The sequence below is a fragment of the Paenibacillus sp. CR_12 genome (assembly GCF_041953985.1).
Classification (GTDB): domain Bacteria; phylum Bacillota; class Bacilli; order Paenibacillales; family Paenibacillaceae; genus Paenibacillus_AQ; species Paenibacillus_AQ lautus_A.
In genome coordinates, this window is sequence record NZ_JAVFHO010000002.1 from 1624351 (window position 1) to 1644894 (window position 20544).

Annotated in this window: 17 protein-coding genes and 1 tRNA gene; 8 read left to right on the plus strand and 10 right to left on the minus strand. The window is 54.2% G+C overall.

Annotated features, from left to right (window positions below; translation table 11 throughout):
* Positions 1 to 336 precede the first annotated feature (336 nt).
* The 3 genes from RB297_RS11230 to RB297_RS11240 all read left to right on the plus strand — a co-directional run bounded on the left by RB297_RS11230 (position 337) and on the right by RB297_RS11240 (position 4319).
* Positions 337 to 2094 carry a DEAD/DEAH box helicase gene (locus RB297_RS11230; protein ID WP_192571055.1) on the plus strand — a complete coding sequence of 586 codons (1758 nt, stop codon included), beginning with the start codon at positions 337 to 339 and terminating at the stop codon, positions 2092 to 2094.
* Between the two features lies 1 nt (position 2095).
* Entirely contained in the window at positions 2096 to 3058 is a 963-nt protein-coding gene (locus RB297_RS11235; protein WP_375120458.1) for a YqhG family protein, read from the plus strand.
* A gap of 145 nt (positions 3059 to 3203) precedes the next feature.
* Positions 3204 to 4319, plus strand: a complete 1116-nt coding sequence (locus RB297_RS11240) for a hypothetical protein (protein ID WP_255250618.1) — start codon at positions 3204 to 3206, stop codon at positions 4317 to 4319.
* Between the two features lie 288 nt (positions 4320 to 4607).
* Here RB297_RS11240 and RB297_RS11245 read toward each other — a convergent pair whose 3' ends face one another.
* Positions 4608 to 4799 carry a YqzE family protein gene (locus tag RB297_RS11245; protein WP_375120459.1) on the minus strand — a complete coding sequence of 64 codons (192 nt, stop codon included), beginning with the start codon at positions 4797 to 4799 and terminating at the stop codon, positions 4608 to 4610.
* A gap of 147 nt (positions 4800 to 4946) precedes the next feature.
* Here RB297_RS11245 and RB297_RS11250 point away from each other — a divergent pair, with 147 nt between their 5' ends.
* A complete protein-coding gene (locus RB297_RS11250; RefSeq protein WP_375120460.1) occupies positions 4947 to 5750 on the plus strand; it encodes an N-acetylmuramoyl-L-alanine amidase in 804 nt (267 codons plus the stop codon).
* A 205-nt stretch (positions 5751 to 5955) separates the two neighbouring features.
* Positions 5956 to 8196: a methyl-accepting chemotaxis protein gene (locus tag RB297_RS11255; protein ID WP_375120461.1), complete on the plus strand. Its 2241-nt coding sequence runs from the start codon at positions 5956 to 5958 to the stop codon at positions 8194 to 8196.
* A gap of 173 nt (positions 8197 to 8369) precedes the next feature.
* Here the strand turns inward: RB297_RS11255 and RB297_RS11260 are convergent, their stop codons facing one another.
* Positions 8370 to 9251, minus strand: coding sequence for a divergent polysaccharide deacetylase family protein (locus RB297_RS11260; protein WP_096776025.1), 882 nt, complete (start codon positions 9249 to 9251; stop codon positions 8370 to 8372).
* A gap of 325 nt (positions 9252 to 9576) precedes the next feature.
* Positions 9577 to 9660, minus strand: a tRNA-Leu gene (locus tag RB297_RS11265).
* A gap of 178 nt (positions 9661 to 9838) precedes the next feature.
* On the opposite strand from RB297_RS11265, the gene RB297_RS11270 reads away from it, so the two are divergent.
* Positions 9839 to 10258 carry a YhjD family protein gene (locus tag RB297_RS11270; protein WP_375120462.1) on the plus strand — a complete coding sequence of 140 codons (420 nt, stop codon included), beginning with the start codon at positions 9839 to 9841 and terminating at the stop codon, positions 10256 to 10258.
* An 82-nt stretch (positions 10259 to 10340) separates the two neighbouring features.
* Here RB297_RS11270 and RB297_RS11275 read toward each other — a convergent pair whose 3' ends face one another.
* The 4 genes from RB297_RS11275 to RB297_RS11290 form a co-directional block, all read right to left on the minus strand.
* Positions 10341 to 10670 (minus strand): carboxymuconolactone decarboxylase family protein, encoded by a 330-nt coding sequence (locus RB297_RS11275; RefSeq protein ID WP_009594838.1) that lies wholly within the window; start codon positions 10668 to 10670, stop codon positions 10341 to 10343.
* A 69-nt stretch (positions 10671 to 10739) separates the two neighbouring features.
* A complete protein-coding gene (locus RB297_RS11280) occupies positions 10740 to 10958 on the minus strand; it encodes a hypothetical protein (protein WP_015736661.1) in 219 nt (72 codons plus the stop codon).
* A gap of 118 nt (positions 10959 to 11076) precedes the next feature.
* Positions 11077 to 11406: a hypothetical protein gene (locus tag RB297_RS11285; RefSeq protein ID WP_009594840.1), complete on the minus strand. Its 330-nt coding sequence runs from the start codon at positions 11404 to 11406 to the stop codon at positions 11077 to 11079.
* A gap of 211 nt (positions 11407 to 11617) precedes the next feature.
* Positions 11618 to 12187 carry a xanthine phosphoribosyltransferase gene (locus RB297_RS11290; protein ID WP_119851127.1) on the minus strand — a complete coding sequence of 190 codons (570 nt, stop codon included), beginning with the start codon at positions 12185 to 12187 and terminating at the stop codon, positions 11618 to 11620.
* Between the two features lie 252 nt (positions 12188 to 12439).
* Here RB297_RS11290 and RB297_RS11295 point away from each other — a divergent pair, with 252 nt between their 5' ends.
* Positions 12440 to 13486, plus strand: coding sequence for a YkvI family membrane protein (locus tag RB297_RS11295; RefSeq protein WP_375120463.1), 1047 nt, complete (start codon positions 12440 to 12442; stop codon positions 13484 to 13486).
* Between the two features lie 48 nt (positions 13487 to 13534).
* Here RB297_RS11295 and RB297_RS11300 read toward each other — a convergent pair whose 3' ends face one another.
* Genes RB297_RS11300 through RB297_RS11310 form a run of 3 tightly spaced genes read right to left on the minus strand, consistent with a single transcriptional unit; the run spans position 13535 to position 19197 of the window.
* Positions 13535 to 16732 (minus strand): AAA family ATPase, encoded by a 3198-nt coding sequence (locus RB297_RS11300; protein ID WP_375120464.1) that lies wholly within the window; start codon positions 16730 to 16732, stop codon positions 13535 to 13537.
* An 11-nt stretch (positions 16733 to 16743) separates the two neighbouring features.
* Positions 16744 to 18051, minus strand: a complete 1308-nt coding sequence (locus RB297_RS11305) for a metallophosphoesterase family protein (protein ID WP_375120465.1) — start codon at positions 18049 to 18051, stop codon at positions 16744 to 16746.
* A 9-nt stretch (positions 18052 to 18060) separates the two neighbouring features.
* Positions 18061 to 19197: a glycosyltransferase family 4 protein gene (locus RB297_RS11310; protein WP_015736665.1), complete on the minus strand. Its 1137-nt coding sequence runs from the start codon at positions 19195 to 19197 to the stop codon at positions 18061 to 18063.
* Positions 19198 to 19305: 108 nt separating this feature from the next.
* On the opposite strand from RB297_RS11310, the gene RB297_RS11315 reads away from it, so the two are divergent.
* Positions 19306 to 20469: a GGDEF domain-containing protein gene (locus RB297_RS11315; protein WP_375120466.1), complete on the plus strand. Its 1164-nt coding sequence runs from the start codon at positions 19306 to 19308 to the stop codon at positions 20467 to 20469.
* The last annotated feature ends 75 nt before the right edge of the window (positions 20470 to 20544 follow it).

The following is a 20544-nucleotide window of genomic DNA, read 5'->3' on the forward strand; positions in this document are numbered from 1 at the left end:
TGTAGCCGGTCAAACATCCAAAACCACTATATACACCACATATAGTGCTATTTGTTCATTATACTACACTATATATAGGTTAACTATGCCGATAATGTGAAAATTAAGCCGACAGTTCCAAGCTCCCGCGCGCAAGCTTCCGCTTTCTTCCTCTCGCTCTCTTTTTCGCTGATCCCTATGAAAAAAAAGGATGAAAATATCCAATTCCAGCAGCCGTGCGCTCTATAGGGTATTCCGCGGCTCCCGAATCCGTGCAAGGTTATGAAGACTTCTTTTTTCGTCCATACTACATATACACCGTTGGCCCGGAATCTTTCATCACAGGAGGAGATCGACATGAACCAACAGCCATCTGCCGACTCAGGCATGATTTTCGACCCGCGCCTTCCCGTTCCATTGCAGATCGACCGTTCTTGGTTTGACGATCTCTCTGGCCGACTGGACAAAGGAGGCCCTTGGGGTGACTATCGTCTGGCCCAGCTTGCCGTTGAGGGCGAGAAATCGCGCCTTGTTACAAGCTTTGAAGAACTGCAGTGCCTCAAGCACCTTGGCGGTTTATCCCCGCTCCCCCATCAGACCGATACCGCAAGACGCGTTTTGTTCGAGATGTCGGGCAGAGCCATTTTGGCGGATGAGGTGGGACTTGGCAAGACGATTGAAGCCGGTCTCATTTTAAAAGAATACATCGTGCGCGGACTGGTATCCAAAGTGCTGATTCTCGTACCTGCTTCCCTGGTTCTGCAATGGGTCCGCGAGCTGAACTCCAAGTTCGGCATTCCCGCGGTCGCGCAGAAAAAAGCGTACTCCTGGGGCAATGACATCGTTGTCGCCTCCATGGATACGGCCAAGCGCGATCCGCATCAGGAGATTTTGCTGAACCAGGAATACGACATGCTCATCATCGATGAAGCCCACAAGCTCAAGAACAAGAAAACATCCAATTATCAATTCATCCAAAAGCTGCGCAAAAAATACTGTCTCCTGCTCACCGCCACGCCGGTGCAGAACGACCTCAGCGAGCTCTTCAATCTCATCACGCTGCTGAAACCGGGCCAGCTTGGCGGCCAGGGACAGTTTGCCGCAAATTTTGTCGTGGATAAACGAAGACCGAAGAACCAGGACCAGCTCAAGGATGAGCTGTCCAAGGTCATGATCCGCAACCGTCGGGGCGAAGGCGAAGTGAAGTTCACGAAGCGGTCCGTCCGCAACGTGGGACTCAGCCTTTCGCCTGAAGAACAGTCATTATACGACGGCGTTACGTCCTTCGTCAAAGATCAGTATCAGGCAGCTGGGGGAAATTTAAGCAGTATGCTGTCGCTCGTCACCCTGCAGCGGGAAGTATGCAGCAGCCGGGATGCCGTCTTCGTGACCCTTGTTAATCTGTCCAAGAAGCTGCCGGAGGACTCTCCGCTGCGCGATAAAATTTGGGAGCTGGTCTATCTCATCAAGGCCATCAAAGCAAACACCAAGGCGGAAAAAGCCATCGAGCTCATTCAGCAAATGAACGAGAAGGTCATCGTGTTCACGGAATATCGGGCCACGCAGGAATACTTGCTCAATTATTTCCGCGATCACGGGCTGGTCTCCGTCCCGTACCGGGGCGGCATGAACCGCGGCAAGAAGGACTGGATGATGGACCTTTTCCGCGGCAAGGCGCAGGTCATGATCGCGACGGAAGCCGGCGGCGAAGGCATCAACCTGCAATTCTGCCACCATATGATCAATTTTGACCTGCCCTGGAATCCGATGCGGGTCGAGCAGCGGATCGGACGCGTGCACCGTCTAGGCCAGACCAATGACGTGAAGATCTACAACCTGTCGACTTCGGGAACCATCGAGGAGCATATCCTGAACCTGCTGCACGAGAAGATCAACATGTTCGAGATGGTCATCGGCGGGCTTGACGTTATCCTGGAGCGCTTCGAGAAGAAGGAATCGATCGAGAAAAGCCTGTACAAAATCATGCTGGAGTCCGGCAATGATGATGAAATCCGCCAGCGCATCAGCACATTGGGCGACTCGATTCACCATATCAAGCAGGACGTCGAGCTGGAAAGCACGGCCGAAGAAACTCTCAGAGAGGAAGAAGCCTAATATGACCATGACGCCGCAGGAGGTGCAGCAGCACTTCATGGCCTATTTGGAAGCCACCGAATGCACCGTCATCGAAAAATCGCCCGAGCATGTCACCGTGAAACTGTCGCCGCAGGCCGACAAAATGCTCACCAACCGCCCCTATTACTGGGGGTTCGTGGAACGGACCGGGGCTCCCGCCGAAACGCTGTCGTTCAACTTCGTGTTTGATCCGGAAAAATACGACGAACGGCTCGCCAAGGCCGAAGAAGCCAAAGCCAAAACCCAGCTCAACGCACCTGCGCAGGATCCGCTGCTGGCGCGCTATTACGGGAACGCCCCGGTACTGCCGATCTTGGGGCCAGGCCGGATTCAGCGGGAGAATATCGGCTACGGCAGCAGCCGGCTCGCCCAGATTTGGAATGCCTCCCGCGAAGAGGGCAAATGCGTGTATCTGTTCCAGCAGCGGGATGCCGAACCGCGTCCCAGGGGCCGTTCCACGCCTTATGAGCAGTGGCTGGGCGTCTGCTTCAAGGTGGAGTTCAGCTGCGATCTGAAGCGGGAGGATTTGTTTTTTCTCGGAATCTCGCTGTCCAGCCGCTCGATTACCGAAGACTTCCCCGCCATTCTGCATGGGCGCGAATTGACTCCACGCCTGCCCGAGAGCGTTCACGTCAGACCGGCGGCTCTCACCCTTGAGCAGGCCGTAGCTGCCCTGGAGAATCATCTGATCAACAAGCTGAGCAAGCTGGATTACGATTGGGCGGCGAAAGCTAAGGAACGCCTCGAAGACGAGCTGATGGTCATCGACGGCTACTACGAGGATTTGCTCAAAGAGCAGGACGAAGAGAAAAAGGCGCAAATCGAGGAGCAGTACAAGAACCGCCGGTCGGAAATGCAGTGGCAGTACGAGCCGAAAGTGAGCCTGTCCGCCATAACCTGCGGTCTGTTTCATCTGTGTTCGCCCGTGGGCGCGTCTTCATGACGCCTCTCTACAAAAGCAGGCAAAAAAAGAACCATTCTCCCTTCCCCTGCCGCGACAGCTTGCAACAGCCTTTGCAGAGCTTGTCCGATATGATGATTCCATCACATCCATGGCGCGTAAGGGCCAAGGAAAGGCGGTTAGCGATTTGAAGCTGTGGAACATGGAACCCCGTTACCAGGATGACAAGGACAACAAGCGCAAACCTAAATCAATCGACAACAAACGCTTTATCCAATATCGAAGGTGGTCTGCCTCCGTCATCGTAACGGCACTCCTGTGGTTCAGCACGACCCACCCGCAGGCAGGCATGGCTGCGGCTCGTGAAGCAGACACCCCCAATCCTGCGAGCGCCGTCCGTGCGGCAGACGCTCTGCTTGCAGTCCAGTCTGCATCGAGCCTAGCCTACAGCAGCGCCAGGGCTCAAGTACCGGAAAGTTTGGTAGACTTTGCAGAACAGACCGTGGATCAACTATCGGTGCATGCGCCATTTACTGCCTGGGACGGAGCAGAGCTGGATTTCACCCCACTTGGTCCGGGCACGCACGGCTGGCTGGTCACGATTTCCGATCAGGGACTGCCTCAGGGCTACATGATTATCAGCGCAGGAGAAGACGGTGGATATATCTTGAGCGAATACGGGATCGGCTCCACCCTTCCCTACAGTCAAGCACCGCTGAATGAACGGCTTGCGGCCGAGGGATTTCTGAAGGCCGGCGGATCTTTGCCGAAGGGAAGCAGCGTGCGCAAGCTGTATGACGTATCCCCTGTCTGGCAGGTTCAGCTTCCCGGCAAGAAGCCGGTTTATATCAGTGCACTGAATAGCGAAATCCTTCCGGAAGAACTCAAGCAGACAACGACGGCGGTCAAGCCGGCATCGGCTTCGATGCCGGCGGCAAGCAAGGGATTGGTAACTTCATCCGCTCGCTGGATTGCCGGAGCGCCAACCATTGCAGCCGGCGATTCCCGGGATCCTTACGATAATCTGCTATGGCTGACCTCAAGCAATCTGACGGCCCGAAGCAGTGCCGATCTGCGTAAATTGCTGCAGGAGCACTCCAGCCTGATATTCAAGTCCAAAAATAGCAATGCTGCTTACGGAGCCCCTTTTACCTTAATCGGGTGGCACCGCTGGTCGACAGGGATTCAGAAGCATTCGGCAGCGCTCTATGTGTCGGTTCCATTGCGGAACACAGATACCTTCCGCTTCCTGCCGGCATCCCGCTTGATCGGACAAGGCCAGTTCTATGCTCAACCCAAATGACGCGAAAGTACAAGCAAGCGGGCTAACAAGTCCGTCATTCATGCGAACCAACCATAAGCCCTCATGCCTTCAGCATCCCAGACGGACAAAAGGACGCGGCCCTGATCAGGGCTCGCGTCCTTCATCGTTTCAAGTCTTTTTAACCATGGTCACTTCCGAGCGTCGCCCACCATTTTAAAACACCTAAACATGCCCCAAGTCTAGCATCTGGCTGTACAGGGTGCCGTGCGCACGCTGTACAATAGCTGACTTCGTTAAGGAACATACAGCAAATGAACAGCAGCAGCTTTACTTTTGCCTTTTTTTGCGCTTGGAGGATACGTCGTCTTTCCACAGCGACATGGAGAACGGAATCATGCCGAACCACCTTGTGGTCCAGGATTCCTTCACCTTCGCCCTGCGCCGAACTTCCTTAGGCTTATCTATATAGTTAACCACGCGTTCGGTAATATATTTGATCAATTCATCTCCGCTTGCCATACGAATCAACTCCTTATGGTTTATCCGCTTCCCAGTATCAGTGTGCTCCATTCCGATCGATTCTAGACTCCTGTTTAACGGCATGATTTTTCCGTCTAATGCGCATCCTAATAAAGCCGAAATTTTACGTGAAAGAAGGAATCCATCATGATTAAGGCAGCTGGAGTATGTTTTCTTCTCTTGACGCTGGCACTCCCCGGTTCTGTCACGGAAGCAAGCCCAGTAAAAAAGCAAGCCCTGAAGATTCCCGCACGAGCCGTTCATCAGCAAGTGATGCCGACAGCCAGGCTTATATCCGAAACACCGGAATCCACCCATTCCGCCGGACGGGAAATCGACCAATCCGAGCTAAGACACCTACACCCGTTTGTGCATGACGTCGTGCTGATCGATGTGGGTCATGGCGGAATCGACGGCGGAACGTCGTATGGAGACATTCTCGAAAAAGATATCAATCTGGCCATTTCACGCAGACTGTTCATGCTGCTACGCAAGGAAGGCTATCATGCCGTGCTGAACCGCGACGCCGATTACGCGCTAAGCGACGATAACCGCTGGCATCGAAGCTCCTCCCGGCATCGCCGCGATCTGTCGCAGCGCAAGCAGCTCAGCAGCGAAATCCCGACCAAGCTGGTGGTAAGCATTCACGTGAATTGGGGAAAGAGCGCGTCCAAGCGCGGCGGCATCGTACTGCATCAATCCGAGGGCCGAAGCACCTTGCTCGCGGAAACCATTCAGGAACAGTTGAATCTGGTATATCGCAGCAACAATGGCATCATGGTAGGCAAGCCTTATTATCTGCTTAATCAAACCCAAGTACCTGCCGTCATCGTAGAAACCGGCTTCCTCAGCAATATGGAGGACCGGAAGTTATTGACCAGCCGGAACGGCCAAATGATGATAGCCGAAGCCATTGCTGACGGGATTATCAGTTATTTAACAGCTCTGTAGATAGAGCTGTTTTTTTGTTGAGTGTGTAGTCTGCAGAATCCAGCACCCAGGCCTTCGAACCCATATTTATGTCATAAAAACTAACATCAATATGAAAAAAGCATCATTTTTTTCGAAATTTTTTGTAGAATTTACCGGGAAATATGGTAGTATAACTAACATATACAAAGAACGATTAATCGAATGGGAATTGGGGGAGATCGCTATGTTTGACTGGCTTGGGTATCGCCAAGGACTTCCGCTTTGGATTTCATGGCGTCTGAATCGTAATTTGAAGGAAGACATCGAAGACATATTCGAAGGCATTGCCGAGACGCGCAAAGAGCTGCTCTTCTCCTGGAGCCATGAATATTGGGGACATCTGGACCGACTGAAGGAGCAGCTGAACAAGGACAAGCCCCATGGTTCAACAGTCGTCGGCGAGCATCCTTATCCCTTCTCTACAAGCGCCCCTTTGAACCAGGAGCAGCTCTTCTCCGCTTTGTACTCGCGCGCTGCCGATTTCACGGAATTGTTCCTGCTGAGTCCTTCGGGTGAGGTCACGTACTCTACATACGCTTCTCACATTGGAACCAGCTACAGCAATAGCAGCCCTTTGGGCGGGGCAATCACTCATCTCGCCGGCTCGGATACCGGCAAACTGCTCTTCGGGCCATATGCGGATCCCGTCACGTTAACCATCGGTCCCCGAACCTCTGCCTTTCATGACAAAATGACGCTCCTGTTCATGAATGCCGTCTACGTCAACGATACGTTCGCCGGCATCCTGTGCGGCCGCGTCCCAAACGACGTGATCGGGGATTTAATTCAGCGGGAATCCGGCCACGTCTATCCGGATTCGGGCGACAACTATATATTCATGGCCAAGCCTGAGATGAATCAACATATTGCTCCGGGTACAGCCCTTTCCAGAAGCCGTTTTGAAGACCGAACCTTCACGCACGGCGAGAACCTGAAGGACGGCGTCACGACCGACTGGGGGACCGTGTCGGTTCAGGAACATACGGAGCTGGAGCTGATGTTCACCGACCCGGCAACGGGTCAGCTTCATCCAGGCGTAGCCAACACCATCGCGAACGGAAGCAATCTGTTCGTGTCCTTTCCGGGCTATTCCGATTACCGCCACATCCCGGTAATCGGCAAAGGCGTGACGTTCCGCCTGCCCCATTGTCCGGATGTTTGGGGGATGATGTGCGAAGGGGACCTCGAAGAGGTTTACCGCATTCGCGGCATCCGCTTCAGACATGCCAAACTCCACGGCTTGTTTACCCTTATCTCGAGCCTCCTGACGGCTGTCTTTGTTTTTATTACGGCTGTTTATTTATCCCCGGCATTCGCAGCCACGGCGGGAGGGTTAGCTTGCTTGGTCACCGGCTTTTTCACCTCTTCCCTGGTCGGCCGCAAAGAAATCGGGCGAATCGCGGATCGTCTTCGCAGCCTCAACCGCTTCATCCGCATGAATGCCGAGGGCAGCGGAGATCTGACGCAGCGGCTGGACCCTCGCCAATTCGATCAGGATGAAACGCGCGAATTAGCCAAATGGATCAACAATATGATCGATTCGCTGGAAAGTATCATGATGCAGGTGAAGTTGACGGCAGGCGACGTTTCCTCCAGCCAACAGGTAATGAACGACACCACCGCCGTCACCGTTACTTCCGCACAGCGTGTCAGCAGCAACATTAGCGAGATGATCCGCAGCATGCGCAGCCAGCTGCAGGATATCGATGCCGTGAAGGACAGCGCGGAACGGATGCGGGAGACGCTCCGCCAGCTGGAACGCCAAGCGAATGAGCAGATTGATGTGGCCAAGAATGAAGTCGTCCGGATCGGAGACAAGATGTCTCATATTTCTGCGAAAGTCGAGGAAACCAATCAGACCATCCGCACGTTCATGGGAACCGTTCAGGAAGTTACAGGCGTACTGCACGCGATCGAACAAATATCCTCCCAAACCCATTTGCTGGCCCTGAATGCTTCCATTGAAGCGGCACGGGTCGGAGAACACGGACAAGGTTTTGCCGTCGTTGCAACCGAAATCCGCAAGCTGTCCGAACTGACCAGACAGTCCACGGAAGAGGTCCACCGGATTATCGGCCATATCTATCAGGACGCCCAGCACGCCGTGCTCTCGATGAAGGAAGGGACCCGGGTCGTGGAAGAAGGAAACCTGCTGGTTTCCGCGGCTTCCGAGCTGCTTGCCGCCGCAGCCGAAGACGATCTGCGCAAGCACCAGGCCGTAGATGAAGTGGTTCAGCTGATGGAGAAAATCGCTTCGGTCAGCAAGGAGAACCGAAAGATTTCCAAGGATGTGGAGAGCAAAGTGCAGGAGCTGTCGCAGGAAATCGAAAGCGTAAGGTACACCTCAGGCAATGTCGAAGCCATAGCGAAATCGATGCAGCAGCTGGTAGGTCAATTCAAACTCACCGATGCCCGCATCCGATAATATAGCGCAACATATAAACAGCCTTCCAAGCATGAAACTCGGAATCACCGGGACTCTTGCGCGGAAGGCCGTTCGTTTTATATTCATACCCGGTCTCGGCTGATATTTAACGTTTGGACATTCCATCGGTCTCGTCACTCGATTCCGGACCTGTTTCGGGGCTCAAGGAAGATCTAATACGAGCGCAGCGGATCAGGCCGCCAGCTTGAGTGCTCCCTGACGAGATCGCTGATCCCGACGAACTCCACCTTTTTTTGCAGTTCCGGGATCGTGCCTTTCAGCGCCTCTGCCGTCCGGATTCCATATACGCCAACATGGCCGATTGCAATGCAGGAAGTTCTCTCTTCCGCATGCTGCGCCGCGGTCTGCAGCTGCTTGCTCACATGCTGAACGGTATGAACGTCATCCAGGAAGATATCGTTGGCGATGGACGGCATTCCCTTCTTCGCTGCCAGTTTGCCGACTACGCTGTAGTAATTCGTTTTGCTGTCGATGAAAAACAGCCCTCTCTCCCTACAAACGTCGAGCACGATGGACATGACCCGTTCATCCCCGGTAACCTTGGAGCCCATGTGATTATTAATCCCAACGGCATAAGGAACCGAATCGATTGCCTCCTCCATGCGTTTACGAATTTCCTCATCGGTGAGCGAACTTAAGATAGCACCCGGTCCAAGCCAGGAAGACCGGCCCTGCTTAGGCTCCATGGGCATATGAATAATGACGTCATGCCCTTGCTGGTGCGCGGCCTCGGCATCTTTCTTGCTCGTCGGCAAAAACGGCATCACGGCCACCGTGATTTTGACAGGCAGATTAAGCATTTCCTCGGTCCCTTTCTGATCATTGCCAAAATCATCGATAATGACAGCCAGCTTATTCGGCTTCTTTTCCTGGCCGGATCTGCTGTGATCGGATTCTTCGTGCATTTTTCGAGTATCATGGTTGAACGAATCAGGAGCATTGACCACCCCCGCCCCGTATCCGATCTGTGCTCCGTTCGAGATCCCCCATACCAAACACAGCAAGATAATCGATTTTCTATATCTTTTCCGCATTGTTACGCCCCTTTCCACTCATCATCATGATAGCCTTACCTAACCGTATTGTTTGAGAAAAGCTACTCAAATATGTAATTACAGGCATAAATGTTAATCAGTAATCCTCCGCTTCCGCAATCACCTGCAGCGCATTTCCGACGGACTGCAGAAGATTGCCGGCCACCGTAAGATCGTTGGCTCTCCTATTCGTTTCGTGCCGCAGAGGTCAGCGGTAATTTCGGCCTCTGCCGCATTGGCTATCGATTGCATCGAACAGTCCCATAGAATTCAAAGCAAAAAAGCTCGTAAACTGCAAGAACAGTTTACGAGCTTTCTCATTAGATGCGGTCGAGAGGACTCGAACCTCCACGGGGGTAAGCCCACACGGACCTGAACCGTGCGCGTCTGCCAATTCCGCCACGACCGCATGTATGTTGACCACCTTCGAGCCAAGCTCTTATCAGCGGCGACAAGATATATAATATCACGCTAAATAAATCGAGTCAACACTTTTTTTGAACTTGATTAAAAACCTTGTTTTCGGTTAAAATAGGAACATAAGTTCTCATTCAATATCCATTTTCTATATAAAGGCGGTGATGTTGATGGCCATTCAGGCTGTTACAACGGAAGAACGGGCGTTGATCAAGAGTTACCTGCTGCTGATGTTCATTCATAAAGTGTTTGAACGGGATTGCCGGATCATTCAGGAGAGCGGGGTATTCAAAACCCCTCACTTGTACGTAGAGGTTGTAGGAAACGGCGCCAAACGTGCTGCAGTGCTTCTTCGCGAGGTGAAGCAGGAATTCACCAAGCGGGCGATCAAGGTATATGACATCGGGCAAAGCAAGGACGGGATTCAGGCACGATATGCTTGCCGGGGGTACATTGGGTCGATGAACATTCTATGGCCATCCTTCCGTGAGGAGATGATGGATCGCATGCGAGCGTATCTCGGACTGGTTCCGCCTGAGAGCGATTCCTCCGAGCAAGCCCATCCTCCTGCCGCTGCTTTCGCGCGCTAACATCGCCGTTCCTTAAACGAAAGAATAACCGCCTCCCCGGCTGTATTAGCGCTGCGGAGAGACGGTTATTTTGTATCACGGATCAATGAAGGTTATGCTGCACGCGGGTCAGTCCCTGCGAGAGAGCATGTCCCGCGCTGGCGGCAGACGCCACGGCTACGGCCTCCATGATCTGAGCATCCGAGGCTCCCTTGGCACGGGCTTCCTCCATATGGTAGAAGGTACACAGCTCATTGTTGGCAAACAATCCGATCCCAAGCGCGATCAGCTGCTTCGTTCTCGCATCCAGCTCGCCATCCTGAAAGCAAACGCCGGTGAACTGATGATACGCTTCTGCCATGTCCGGCATGCTCTGCTTCAAATTCTGAATTTCATTCTTGTATGCCGAGACCTTGTCATTGGACATTTCCATAACCAAAAGCACCTCTTCCCGAAAAAATAGTTCCGAGGTTAAGTTGTCCGACGAATTCGAGATCTATGCTTATTCTTCGACCGGGCTGACTCTTGGCTCTTTTTTGAGCTGGTAGCTGTAGCGCCGATCCAGTTTAACGACCCGCCGGTTTCTGCGGCGGATGATAACCTGCTCCGGGTCCCAGGCTACGACGAACCCTATGATATCATTGGTCTCCAGCCCATCCCGCACAACCCGGACCAGTTCTCCGGAGATCCGCAGCTCATCGAGTCTTTCATCGCTGATCATCGCCATGCCTCCTTCATCACTTACTGTGCAAAAAAAGACCTAAATGAGATCATTTAGGTCTTTTGAATGCGTTGCGATATCGACAAACATCCCGATTAAGAGATGTTCTATATACCCATTAACGCTGAGCCGGCTCGATGCTGTCATTCTTCTCGTACCAATAATCCAGCACGGTGGAAGACATGACGCGCTTCTCGATATATTCGACCTGCTGAGGCGTAAACTGTTCCTTCCATTCGAAGGAAACCTCCTCGCACAATCCGGCAATCGTCAGCAGTTCTGACCAGGCAACATAGCGTTTGTACCAGAAGAACTGAGGATGTTCAATCATATAGGGATATAGATCATCAAACTCCGTATGTTTACAATCCAAAGCACGTTCAAAATGTACCTTCGCTTCATTCAGCTTCTCAATCAAAAACGGCTCGGTTACAGGTTGTTTCCCCATGTTGCTGCCTCCTCTCTCTTGCCTACCTCTTTATTATAAGCGAAAATCACGGAGGCGAAAAGATTTAGTTGAGATTTTAGGCGGAAATCCCATTATCATTCACTTCAAATTACCATTTTTTCTCTTCGATTAGACTAGGGTACAACCGTTCATGACCTAAGACCCGGCCCGTGACAATCGGTCGAAGACAAGCCTAAGGAGACCCTAAGTTTTAGCTGAACGAAATCTTCCCACCCTCAAGCGACGATATGGTGACAAGCGATTCCACGTGAACATGCTGTTCGCGCAGCGTTCTCGCCCCGGCTTGGAAACTCTTTTCGATCACAACGCCAAGCCCGATTAGTTCCGCCCCGGCCCGATCAATGATTTTGATCAGCCCTCTCGCGGCGTCTCCGTTTGCAATAATGTCATCGATGAAGAGCACTTTATCGCCCTCGCCGATAAACTGGCGCGACACCATGATATCCGTGACAATGCCTTTGGTGAAAGACGGCACCCGCTCGCATAAGGCGTCTGGATCGGCGAGCAGAGTTTTTTTGCGCCGGGCGAATACCATGGGGACTCCCAATTCAAGCGCTGCGGCAAAGGCAACCGATATGCCTGAGGATTCCAGCGTAACGACCTTGGTCACGCCGCTCTCTTTAAATCTCGCCGCAAATTCCCGGCCCATGTCCATAATCAATGCCGGATCAACCTGATGCGTCAGCAGGGCATCCAGCTTCAGCACCTGATCTGACAACACGACGCCTTCTTTAACAATCCGCTCCTTTAACCAATCCATCCCAAAGACCTCCCATGATTCCTTTGTCGTAAAAGTAACATATTCCTCCCTGTACGGCAAGTACAAACGGATGCTCCGTCATTTAACTTGCTAGTTCCCGTCACAATTCCTGACATAGCTTTCCGCTTGCTTGGCGCTATGCGTCCAATTCCCCTCCAGTCGAAGGCCTTGGACAGGTAGAAGTCATGTCCCGGCTCAGCCAAGCATACCTTGTACTATGCAGACGATTAACTTTCAAGGGGGACGCGAGGCTTGCGTAATTTTATACGTGTTTTACAGATCGCCTTTACATATATCGGAACCGTCGTTGGCGCTGGCTTTGCTACCGGCCGAGAAATCCTTCAATTCTTTACCCAGTACGGCCACTGGGCTACACTGACCATTGTGCTTACGACGGGATTATTCATCTGGCTCGGCACGAAAATCATGACGATATCGAGGCGGATCGGGGCCAAATCCTTTGAGGATTTGAACAAATTCCTGTTTGGCGAGAAAGCCGGCGTCTGGATCAGCCTCTTCATGTTTGTCATTCTGCTCGGGGTGAACAGCATCATGCTTGCCGGTGCCGGTTCCGTGTTTGTGGAGCATCTGAATTTGAGTTATCAAACCGGATTGTTTGTCACGATGATCGGGACTTATTTTATTCTCAGAAAAGGCATCCAGTCCATCATGACGATGAACAGTCTCGTCGTACCCATGATGCTGACCTTATCGGTGGCGGTGATCTCTCAAACGCTTCAGTCCCCGGGCGCTACCCGTTTTTTAACCTTGACCACCGACCACAGCCTGCCTTCGGTTTGGCTTGCGCCGCTGCTCTACACCGCCTTTAACCTGGTGATGGCGATGCCGGTGCTGGTCCCGCTCGGCAGCCAGACCGATAGCGTGCGAACCGTAACCTGGGGAGGCATCATTGGAGGGACGGGCGTAGGGTTTATGCTGATGGCGGCGCATTTTGCGATGTCCGCCCATATGCCCGGCATTAGCCAATACGAGATTCCGATGGGCAGCATCGCCAACCAGCTGGGCTGGTTTGTACAGATCATCTATCTCATCCTCATCTTCCTAGAAATTTTCAGCACCTTCGTTGCCAATATTTACGGCATCACCCTGCAGGTTCAGCAGCGAACCTCGCTCTCCCCGAGAGTGATCACCCTTGGCATCATGGTGTTCTGTTATTTCTTCAGCCAGTTCGGCTTCAGCTCCCTGCTTTCTCTGCTCTATCCGATGTTCGGGGGATTGTGCCTGCTCTGGGTGCTCCGGCTGACTTTATTCGGAACACCTGAAATCAGGGGTAAATAAAAGGGCTCTCCCAAAGGTGCGTAACGCCTGCCTTTGGGGAGCCCAATCTTATGGCTGCATCGGGATGAGCCGTGCATCCGGCATGAGTTCCATCGTCTGCTCGGCGACATGTCGATGACACGTCATCATGACAACCTGCCGGTTACGGGACAGCTCCAGGATAGCCCCGAGCGCATGCCGCAGCCGATCGCCGTCAAAATTAACGAACAGATCATCAAGCAACAGCGGCAGGCCCGCCGCATGCGGCATCGATTGGATCAACCCGAGCCGCATGGCCAAATATAGCTGCTCCGCCGTTCCCCGGCTCAATCGGCTGCTCTCCACCAGCTCACCCGTCGGGCGCTCAGCCAGCAGGCTCTGGTCTCCCAAGCGCATCACAACCCTGCTATACGCACCGCCGGTCAGCATCGAGAAGAACCGGGAAGCCAGCTGCAGCACCTGCGGCTGCTTTTCTTCCTCGTACAAACGCCTCGTGCGTTTGATAAACTCGGAGGCCATCGAACGCACCGCATATTGGGACACGATTTCCCGCAGGGCGGATCGGTGCTCCTCCAGCTGCTGCAGGGCATAATCCTGATTGCCAGCCGATTCCAGCGACTCCCTCTCCTGAAGCAGCCGCCCGCGCCGTTCCTGCAGCTCGTCCCTTAGGCTGTGCGCGGCCGATGCGGCCTCCTCCTTCTCGACGCACTGAGCTTCGAGCTCGGCAGCGTCGGTGAGCTCAAGCAGCTGCACCAGCCGCCTGCGGCCCGTTTCATCCCATCCGCTGAACATGGTAATTTCATGATGGCGGATCGTGCGGACAAGCTCCTCCCTGCGCTTGGCGGCGGCTCCCATGCGAAGAAAGGTTTCCTCGTCCGCCGATCGGGACGTGGCGAGTAATGCCGCTTTGCGCTGCTGCAGCCCTTCCCGCTCCTCTTCCATCGCAGCCACCTCTTTGCGCAGCTCCTGGATGCGCTCGGATAGGACTTTACGCTGCCTTGAATCCTCTTGGTACGCCTTCCAACGGGAATGGATGCCGCTAAGCTCAGCAACGCCCGGATTTCGGTTGCCGTCAGGGTCGGCTTCGGGATCCGCCGCAATGATCTCATGGCATTGGACGATATAATCCTCGGCCTCTCTTAACAGGACATCCATCTTCAGACCAATCGATTTTTGCTGGCGGATCAGCTCCTGTCCCTGCTCAACCTTCACGAATACATCCAGCATCACGTCAGGCGACAGACTCTGCGGGAGTGACCGGGACATCAGCCAGGACTCCCACTGCCGTTCCAGCTCCAAATACCGCTTCTCTTCCTGCTCGATAGCGCTATGGATCGTTTTTAATTCAGCCGCCTGCAGGGCAGACTTCTCCTCAGCCGCCGCACAATCAGACGTCAATCGATCGAGCCGCTGCCGCCAGGCTTGCCAGCCCTCCATCACGGACCGAAGCTCGCGCATTCTCGCCTCCACCATGAGGGGGTCACGAGTCAAAACAGCGTTTCGATCCCTTCGGCTGCCCGGAATCGTGCTCCCTGTTGCCGCGGCATAGGGAGCTGAGACCAGACTGGAGTATAGATGGTCCACATGTTCCGTTCCCTGACCGTCCAGCATGGAAGTGCCTTCCGAAGCTTCTTCCTGAATCTCGCGCCCGCGTTGAGCGCTCCAGTATATATATCCCATACCAAGCAGCATCACGATGCCCGAGACCACGGCGGCTTCCGCGGCTCCCGTCCATAACAACACGGCTGCAAGCAGCAGCGTCATGACCGCCATGCCCGATAGCAGCCCCGCATACATCCGGGGGAGTCGTCCTCTCCCCGGCCGGCGTGTCGAAACAGGCACGGGCTCGGCACCGGACAGTCTGCGCTCGCGCCAACGCTCGATTTCCAGCTGCAGCTGATTCCACAGCGCAGCCGTCTCCTGCGGCGCAGCAGGCTTAATCATCGCAAAGGCCTCCTGGCCCCGCTCCGACTCCTCGCGCAGCTGGCGCCTTGCTTCCCGCAGCGTCGATTCGGCTGCAGCCGCCGAGCGCTGGGCCCCGCGCTGTTCAATGAACAGCGCCTCCATCCGGCGATCGTACCCGGCAAAGGCAGCACCGATCCGCCGTACCTCCTCGCGGTCTGAGGCGGACACCGGCAACGACAGCAGCTCTTGCCGGGTCCATGCCGGATCGATATCCCGGAGCAGCTGCTCCAGCCGGTTTTCCTGAGCTTTATATTCGGCCGTAAGCTCGGCAAGCTCGCGGTTCCCGGCTTCATGTAGACTTCGTTTTGCCCACAGCTCCTCAATCCGCTCGCCGTATTGTTCCAAGAAATCGTTCACGGGTAGAGCCCCCAGTTTATCCTCCGCATCCTCGATCGCCTGCTCTACGCGGATGGACTGGGCATGAAGGACCCGCTCTTCCTCCAGTATCTTCTCATAACGGGGCATTCCATCCGGGGGGAAATGGCTGCTGTCCATCAGATCCTTCAATTCAACCCCGGCCTCTTGCCATTCCAGCCAAGCCGGACGGATGTCCAGCGCTTTGCGAAGCAGCGATAAATCCTCGCCGGTCCTGGCACGTTCCTGCTCCAGCAAGTTTAAACGGCGCTCTATTTCCAGAATGGAGCTTACGACCTCGTTATAGCGGGATACGTAAGCCCGGCTGTCTGCAACCCGGGTTCTTAAATCCTCGATGGACTGCAGCAGCTTGGCTGTCTGCTGTACCTTCCCGCGAGGCTTATACAGCTTGTCCATTTCTTGGGACAGCTTGCGTTCGGCCTCCAGGATGTTGGCTCCGCCGCCGATCCCGGCATGGAACAGGTAGCCGCTCATCTCGGCGGAGTGCAGACCGCGGATTTCCTGCAGTTCGCTTAACGAGATGGCAAACAGCTGGCGAAACATGTCCCTGGACACGCCGCCCAAAGCGTATTGTTCCAGCTCCTGCTGCCCGAGCTCGATCACGACCCCATTATCCGCTTGTTTATGAATATGTACACGTTCGCCCTTGCCGGAGGCGGCATTCCCTTCCCTGGACCGGTTACAGCGCCGGACCACCCAAGGTATCCCCTCCTTATCAAGAAAACGCAGCTCGCCTCCGTGAACGCCTTCCCCGGAGGGCTCTCCGCGTTCCGCCGGCGGGCCCTTGCCCGGAAACCCGTAGAGCATGGCGCTGATAAAATGCAGGACCGTGCTCTTCCCCGCTTCATTCGGCCCATACAGCACGGTTACGGGGGCATCGATGGAAATGCTCATGTCCCGGACGGCTCCGAATCCTTGTATGTTCATCCGTTCCAGCCTCATCTTCCGGCACCTTCCTCCCGCGAACGGTCGCGCAGCAATAACCCTAAAGTCAGCTCCTCCGCCCTGCGAACCCAGTCCAGCATTTCCTCCGGGCTCGTCTCGTCAAGCAACGAGCGGATCTCCGCATGTTCCATAAGAGGCTCCAAACCCTTGGCAACAACCCCGTCCGGATCATGAATTCGTTCCTGCTCCTTCCGGACAAGGCGAAGCAAGTCCCCCGTGAAGCTGTCTTCCGCCAACAGCCTCTCCGTATCGATCGCATCCCCGGATTGAAGCGAGAAGCTCTCGATCCAGACGCAGCCCCGATAGCCGCATGTCTTGCCCTTTGCGGCCTCTCTTCTCCGCAGATCGGTCAGCAGCTCGTCCAGCACGTATCCGCCCTCTAGCTGACGGTGAACCGGACTTCGTCCCGTAACCCGAACGCGGATCATGCTTAACCGATCCGCGTTGGCTCTGGCTGTATCGGTGAGGATGGACTCCAGGGAGCGTCGCCAGTCGTCGACGTCCCGGCAAGCATCGATAGGCGCTTCAACGACGTTCCATCGCATCGAATCGAGCTCATGGAAGCTGAGCTTCGTGTTGAAGCTGCCGTCCACATCGACGACGTAACACCCCTTCGGGCCCGTCTCCCGGACATGGCGTCCCTGGATATTGCCCGGGTACACGATATAAGGAGATTCCTGCAGGGTGCGGCGGGAGTGGATATGCCCGAGCGCCCAGTAGTGGAATCCGGCCTGAACCAGCTCCCTTTTCGTACAGGGAGCATAGGTTTCGTGCTGGGGATCTCCGTCCACGTTCGCATGGAGAAGCCCGATATGATAGAGCCCCGGTGATGGAGCGGGATAACGGATCGCAATATTATCCGTGACCTTCGAGGTCGGATACGACATGCCGGCGATGACCGCCACTTCTTGTTGGTCCGAACGGCGAACAGTCGTTACGGCTGCAGGCTCCGCTCCAAACACATGGACATGGGAGGGAAGCGTCATGGACAGCTTCGTGCTGTCGAGCGGATCATGATTGCCGTGGATCACATAAACCGCGATCCCTTCCCGCCCCAAGCGGTTGAGGGAATCCAGGAAGCGAAGCTGGGCCCGCAGCGAAATGTTGGAGCTGTCGTAGACGTCTCCGCTGATGACGATAAAATCAACCTGCTCCCCGATGGCGAGCTCCACAAGCCGCTCCAGCGCACGGAAGGTCGATTCCTGAACGAAAGACCGCAGATCGTCATCGAGTCCGCTGATTCCGATAAACGGACTGTCCAGATGCAAATCCGCAGCGTGAATAAATCGAAAAGAAGCCATAACCGATCCCTAACTCTCTATCTGGGGTTGAAATTTCAAATACATTTTTTTCAGTTCGTTCACGGATCTGGACAAGGAGTATTGGTTCTTTGCCTTATCCGAAGCGGTCCGGGCCAGCTCGTAACGATAGAGCGGATCGCTGATGACCTTCTCGAGCGCCACGCTGAGCGCCATCGGATCTTCAGGCGGTACAAGCAAACCGTTGACCCCGTCCTCAATCTGCTCGGCGATGCCGCCGACGTCGGTCCCTACCAAGGCGAGACAGCTGAGCGCCGCTTCCGCGAACACCGATCCGAACGCCTCTGCTCTCGAAGGCAGGACAAAGATGTCAAAGAACGGCATGAACTCCTCCGGATGCAGCGTATAGCCGTAAAAAATCGTCTCCTGGTAGATGCCCAGCGTTTTGGCCATCTCCTCGAGCTCCTGGCGGGAAGGTCCGTCGCCGATAATATGAAGGACGTAATCATATCCCTTCCGTTTTAGTTCCGCGCAGGCCTGGAGCAGAATATCCAATCCTTTTGCAGGCACCAAACGGCATACCGTAATCAGCTGAGGCACCGCATTTTCATGGGGAACGGGCTTGAATCTCTTATCATCGAATCCGTTATGGATGACGCCGATCGATTCGGGCGTGTTCACGTAGGGAGACATATACGCCTTGAAGGAGTTCGACACGGTCAGCAGCCGGTCGCTGATATGCTCCAGCTCCTTGTACAAAGACACCAGGAACCGGTGTTCCAGCCCTCCCTCCTTGATTCTTCCGTTGAGGATCAGCTCGCGCTCGTAACTGGAGTGCACGGTTTGGATGAGCGGCACCTCGGGAAATACGGCTTTCATCGACATGCCTGCGATCGGATGATGACTATGGATAAGATCATAAGGCTTTTGAATGCGCAGACGGGTCCACCACAGATAATCCCGGTAGGTTTGAAGGTATTTGGCCACGATCGGGCTCCCTTCGAACTCTCTCCAATCAAACGTGTGGAATATCGGATCCTCCTGGCCTTTGTTGCGGATCCGCTTAGGCAGCCAGAACATTTCCATCTCCCAACGGGAGGAATGAAAGCGCTCCTGCAAATATGGAATCATGGACGAGACGCCGCCCGGCTGTTCAGGAGGGAAGAATAATGCCTGAAGAAGTTTCATGGGGATCCCCCTTTCTCTAAATCTCTTTTCAGATTCTTTTTCGATATGATATATTAGAACATATGTTTCATGCAAAGGAAACCTATCCCTATTCAGGAGTGAATCGATTTGTCCTATGAATTGAACTACTGGTCCACTTCTCCACTACCCACCATATTTGCCGTGTGCGGAGCTTATATCGCTCTCATGATGCTGATCATGTGTCTCTTTATGTACAGCAAGCAACGCAAGAATGCTTACATATATATGGCGGCAGCTTTCTTCTTCATTATGACATACGAGGGCCTGAACATCCATTCGGCTTGGACGGGAAAACCTGTTTTCTCACCGGAGTCGGACGTTCTGCGTTTCATCCAGCTTTTTTCGTTCGTTCTGCTGAACATCTCGGTTGTCATGCTGTACCGCAAAATCAAAACCATGCATTATTGGCTTCCCTTGTTGTCGGCCGCACTGCTTATGCTTCCATTCATGCTTCCCTTATTCCTTCCATACGCCCTTGACCCGATATGGCAAAGCATATATTTTGACGTGCTGCAGCTCGCTGCGCTCTACCTGGCCTACACGCAAGTAACCCCGCGGATCGGACAGCCGATCAAATACGCGCTCGGGCTTGCCGTTTACGTCATCTGGACGATTCTGCAAGCGGTACATGCCTATTCCGGCAGCCTGTCGCCTGCGCTTCAGGGACTGGCGCTCGCGCTGCCTGTGCTCTTTTACAGCATCGTGTTCTTCATTCTGTTCAGGCGCATCGTGGAGCTGATGCAGTCCATTTACCGGTCCGCCATTACGGACGGATTAACCGGGCTTTACAACCGCAGGCACTTTATGAAGCATTTGGACCATTACGCGGCGCAGGAGCTGAAGATATCCGCCATCTTCTGCGACATCGACAATTTCAAGAAGCTGAATGATACCCAGGGACACGCCAGAGCCGATGAAGTGCTGAAGCAGGTCGCCGCCATCATGGAGGAAGAGCTTGAAGGCATCGGGATTACGGGCCGGTATGGCGGCGAGGAATTGGTCGCCTTGGTCGTTGACCGCAAAGCCAAACCCGCGCAGGTCGCCGAGAAGATCCGAGCCCGAGTGGCGAGCGAGAGCATCGTAACCATCAGTATCGGATACAGCGTGCTGCGCAAAGGCGTTCGCGGCGATGAGCTGATGAAACAGGCGGACAAAGCCATGTATCATTCCAAGACGACCGGCAAAAACAAGGTGTCGGATTACCGGTCCCTCAAAACCGCATCCACCGAACCAACGGAATCCGCCGGATAACACTGGCGCAGACTGCCCACGATATGAAGGGGGCGGTCTTTTTTTGCTTGACATTTCTTTACTCCCCCTGCGGCA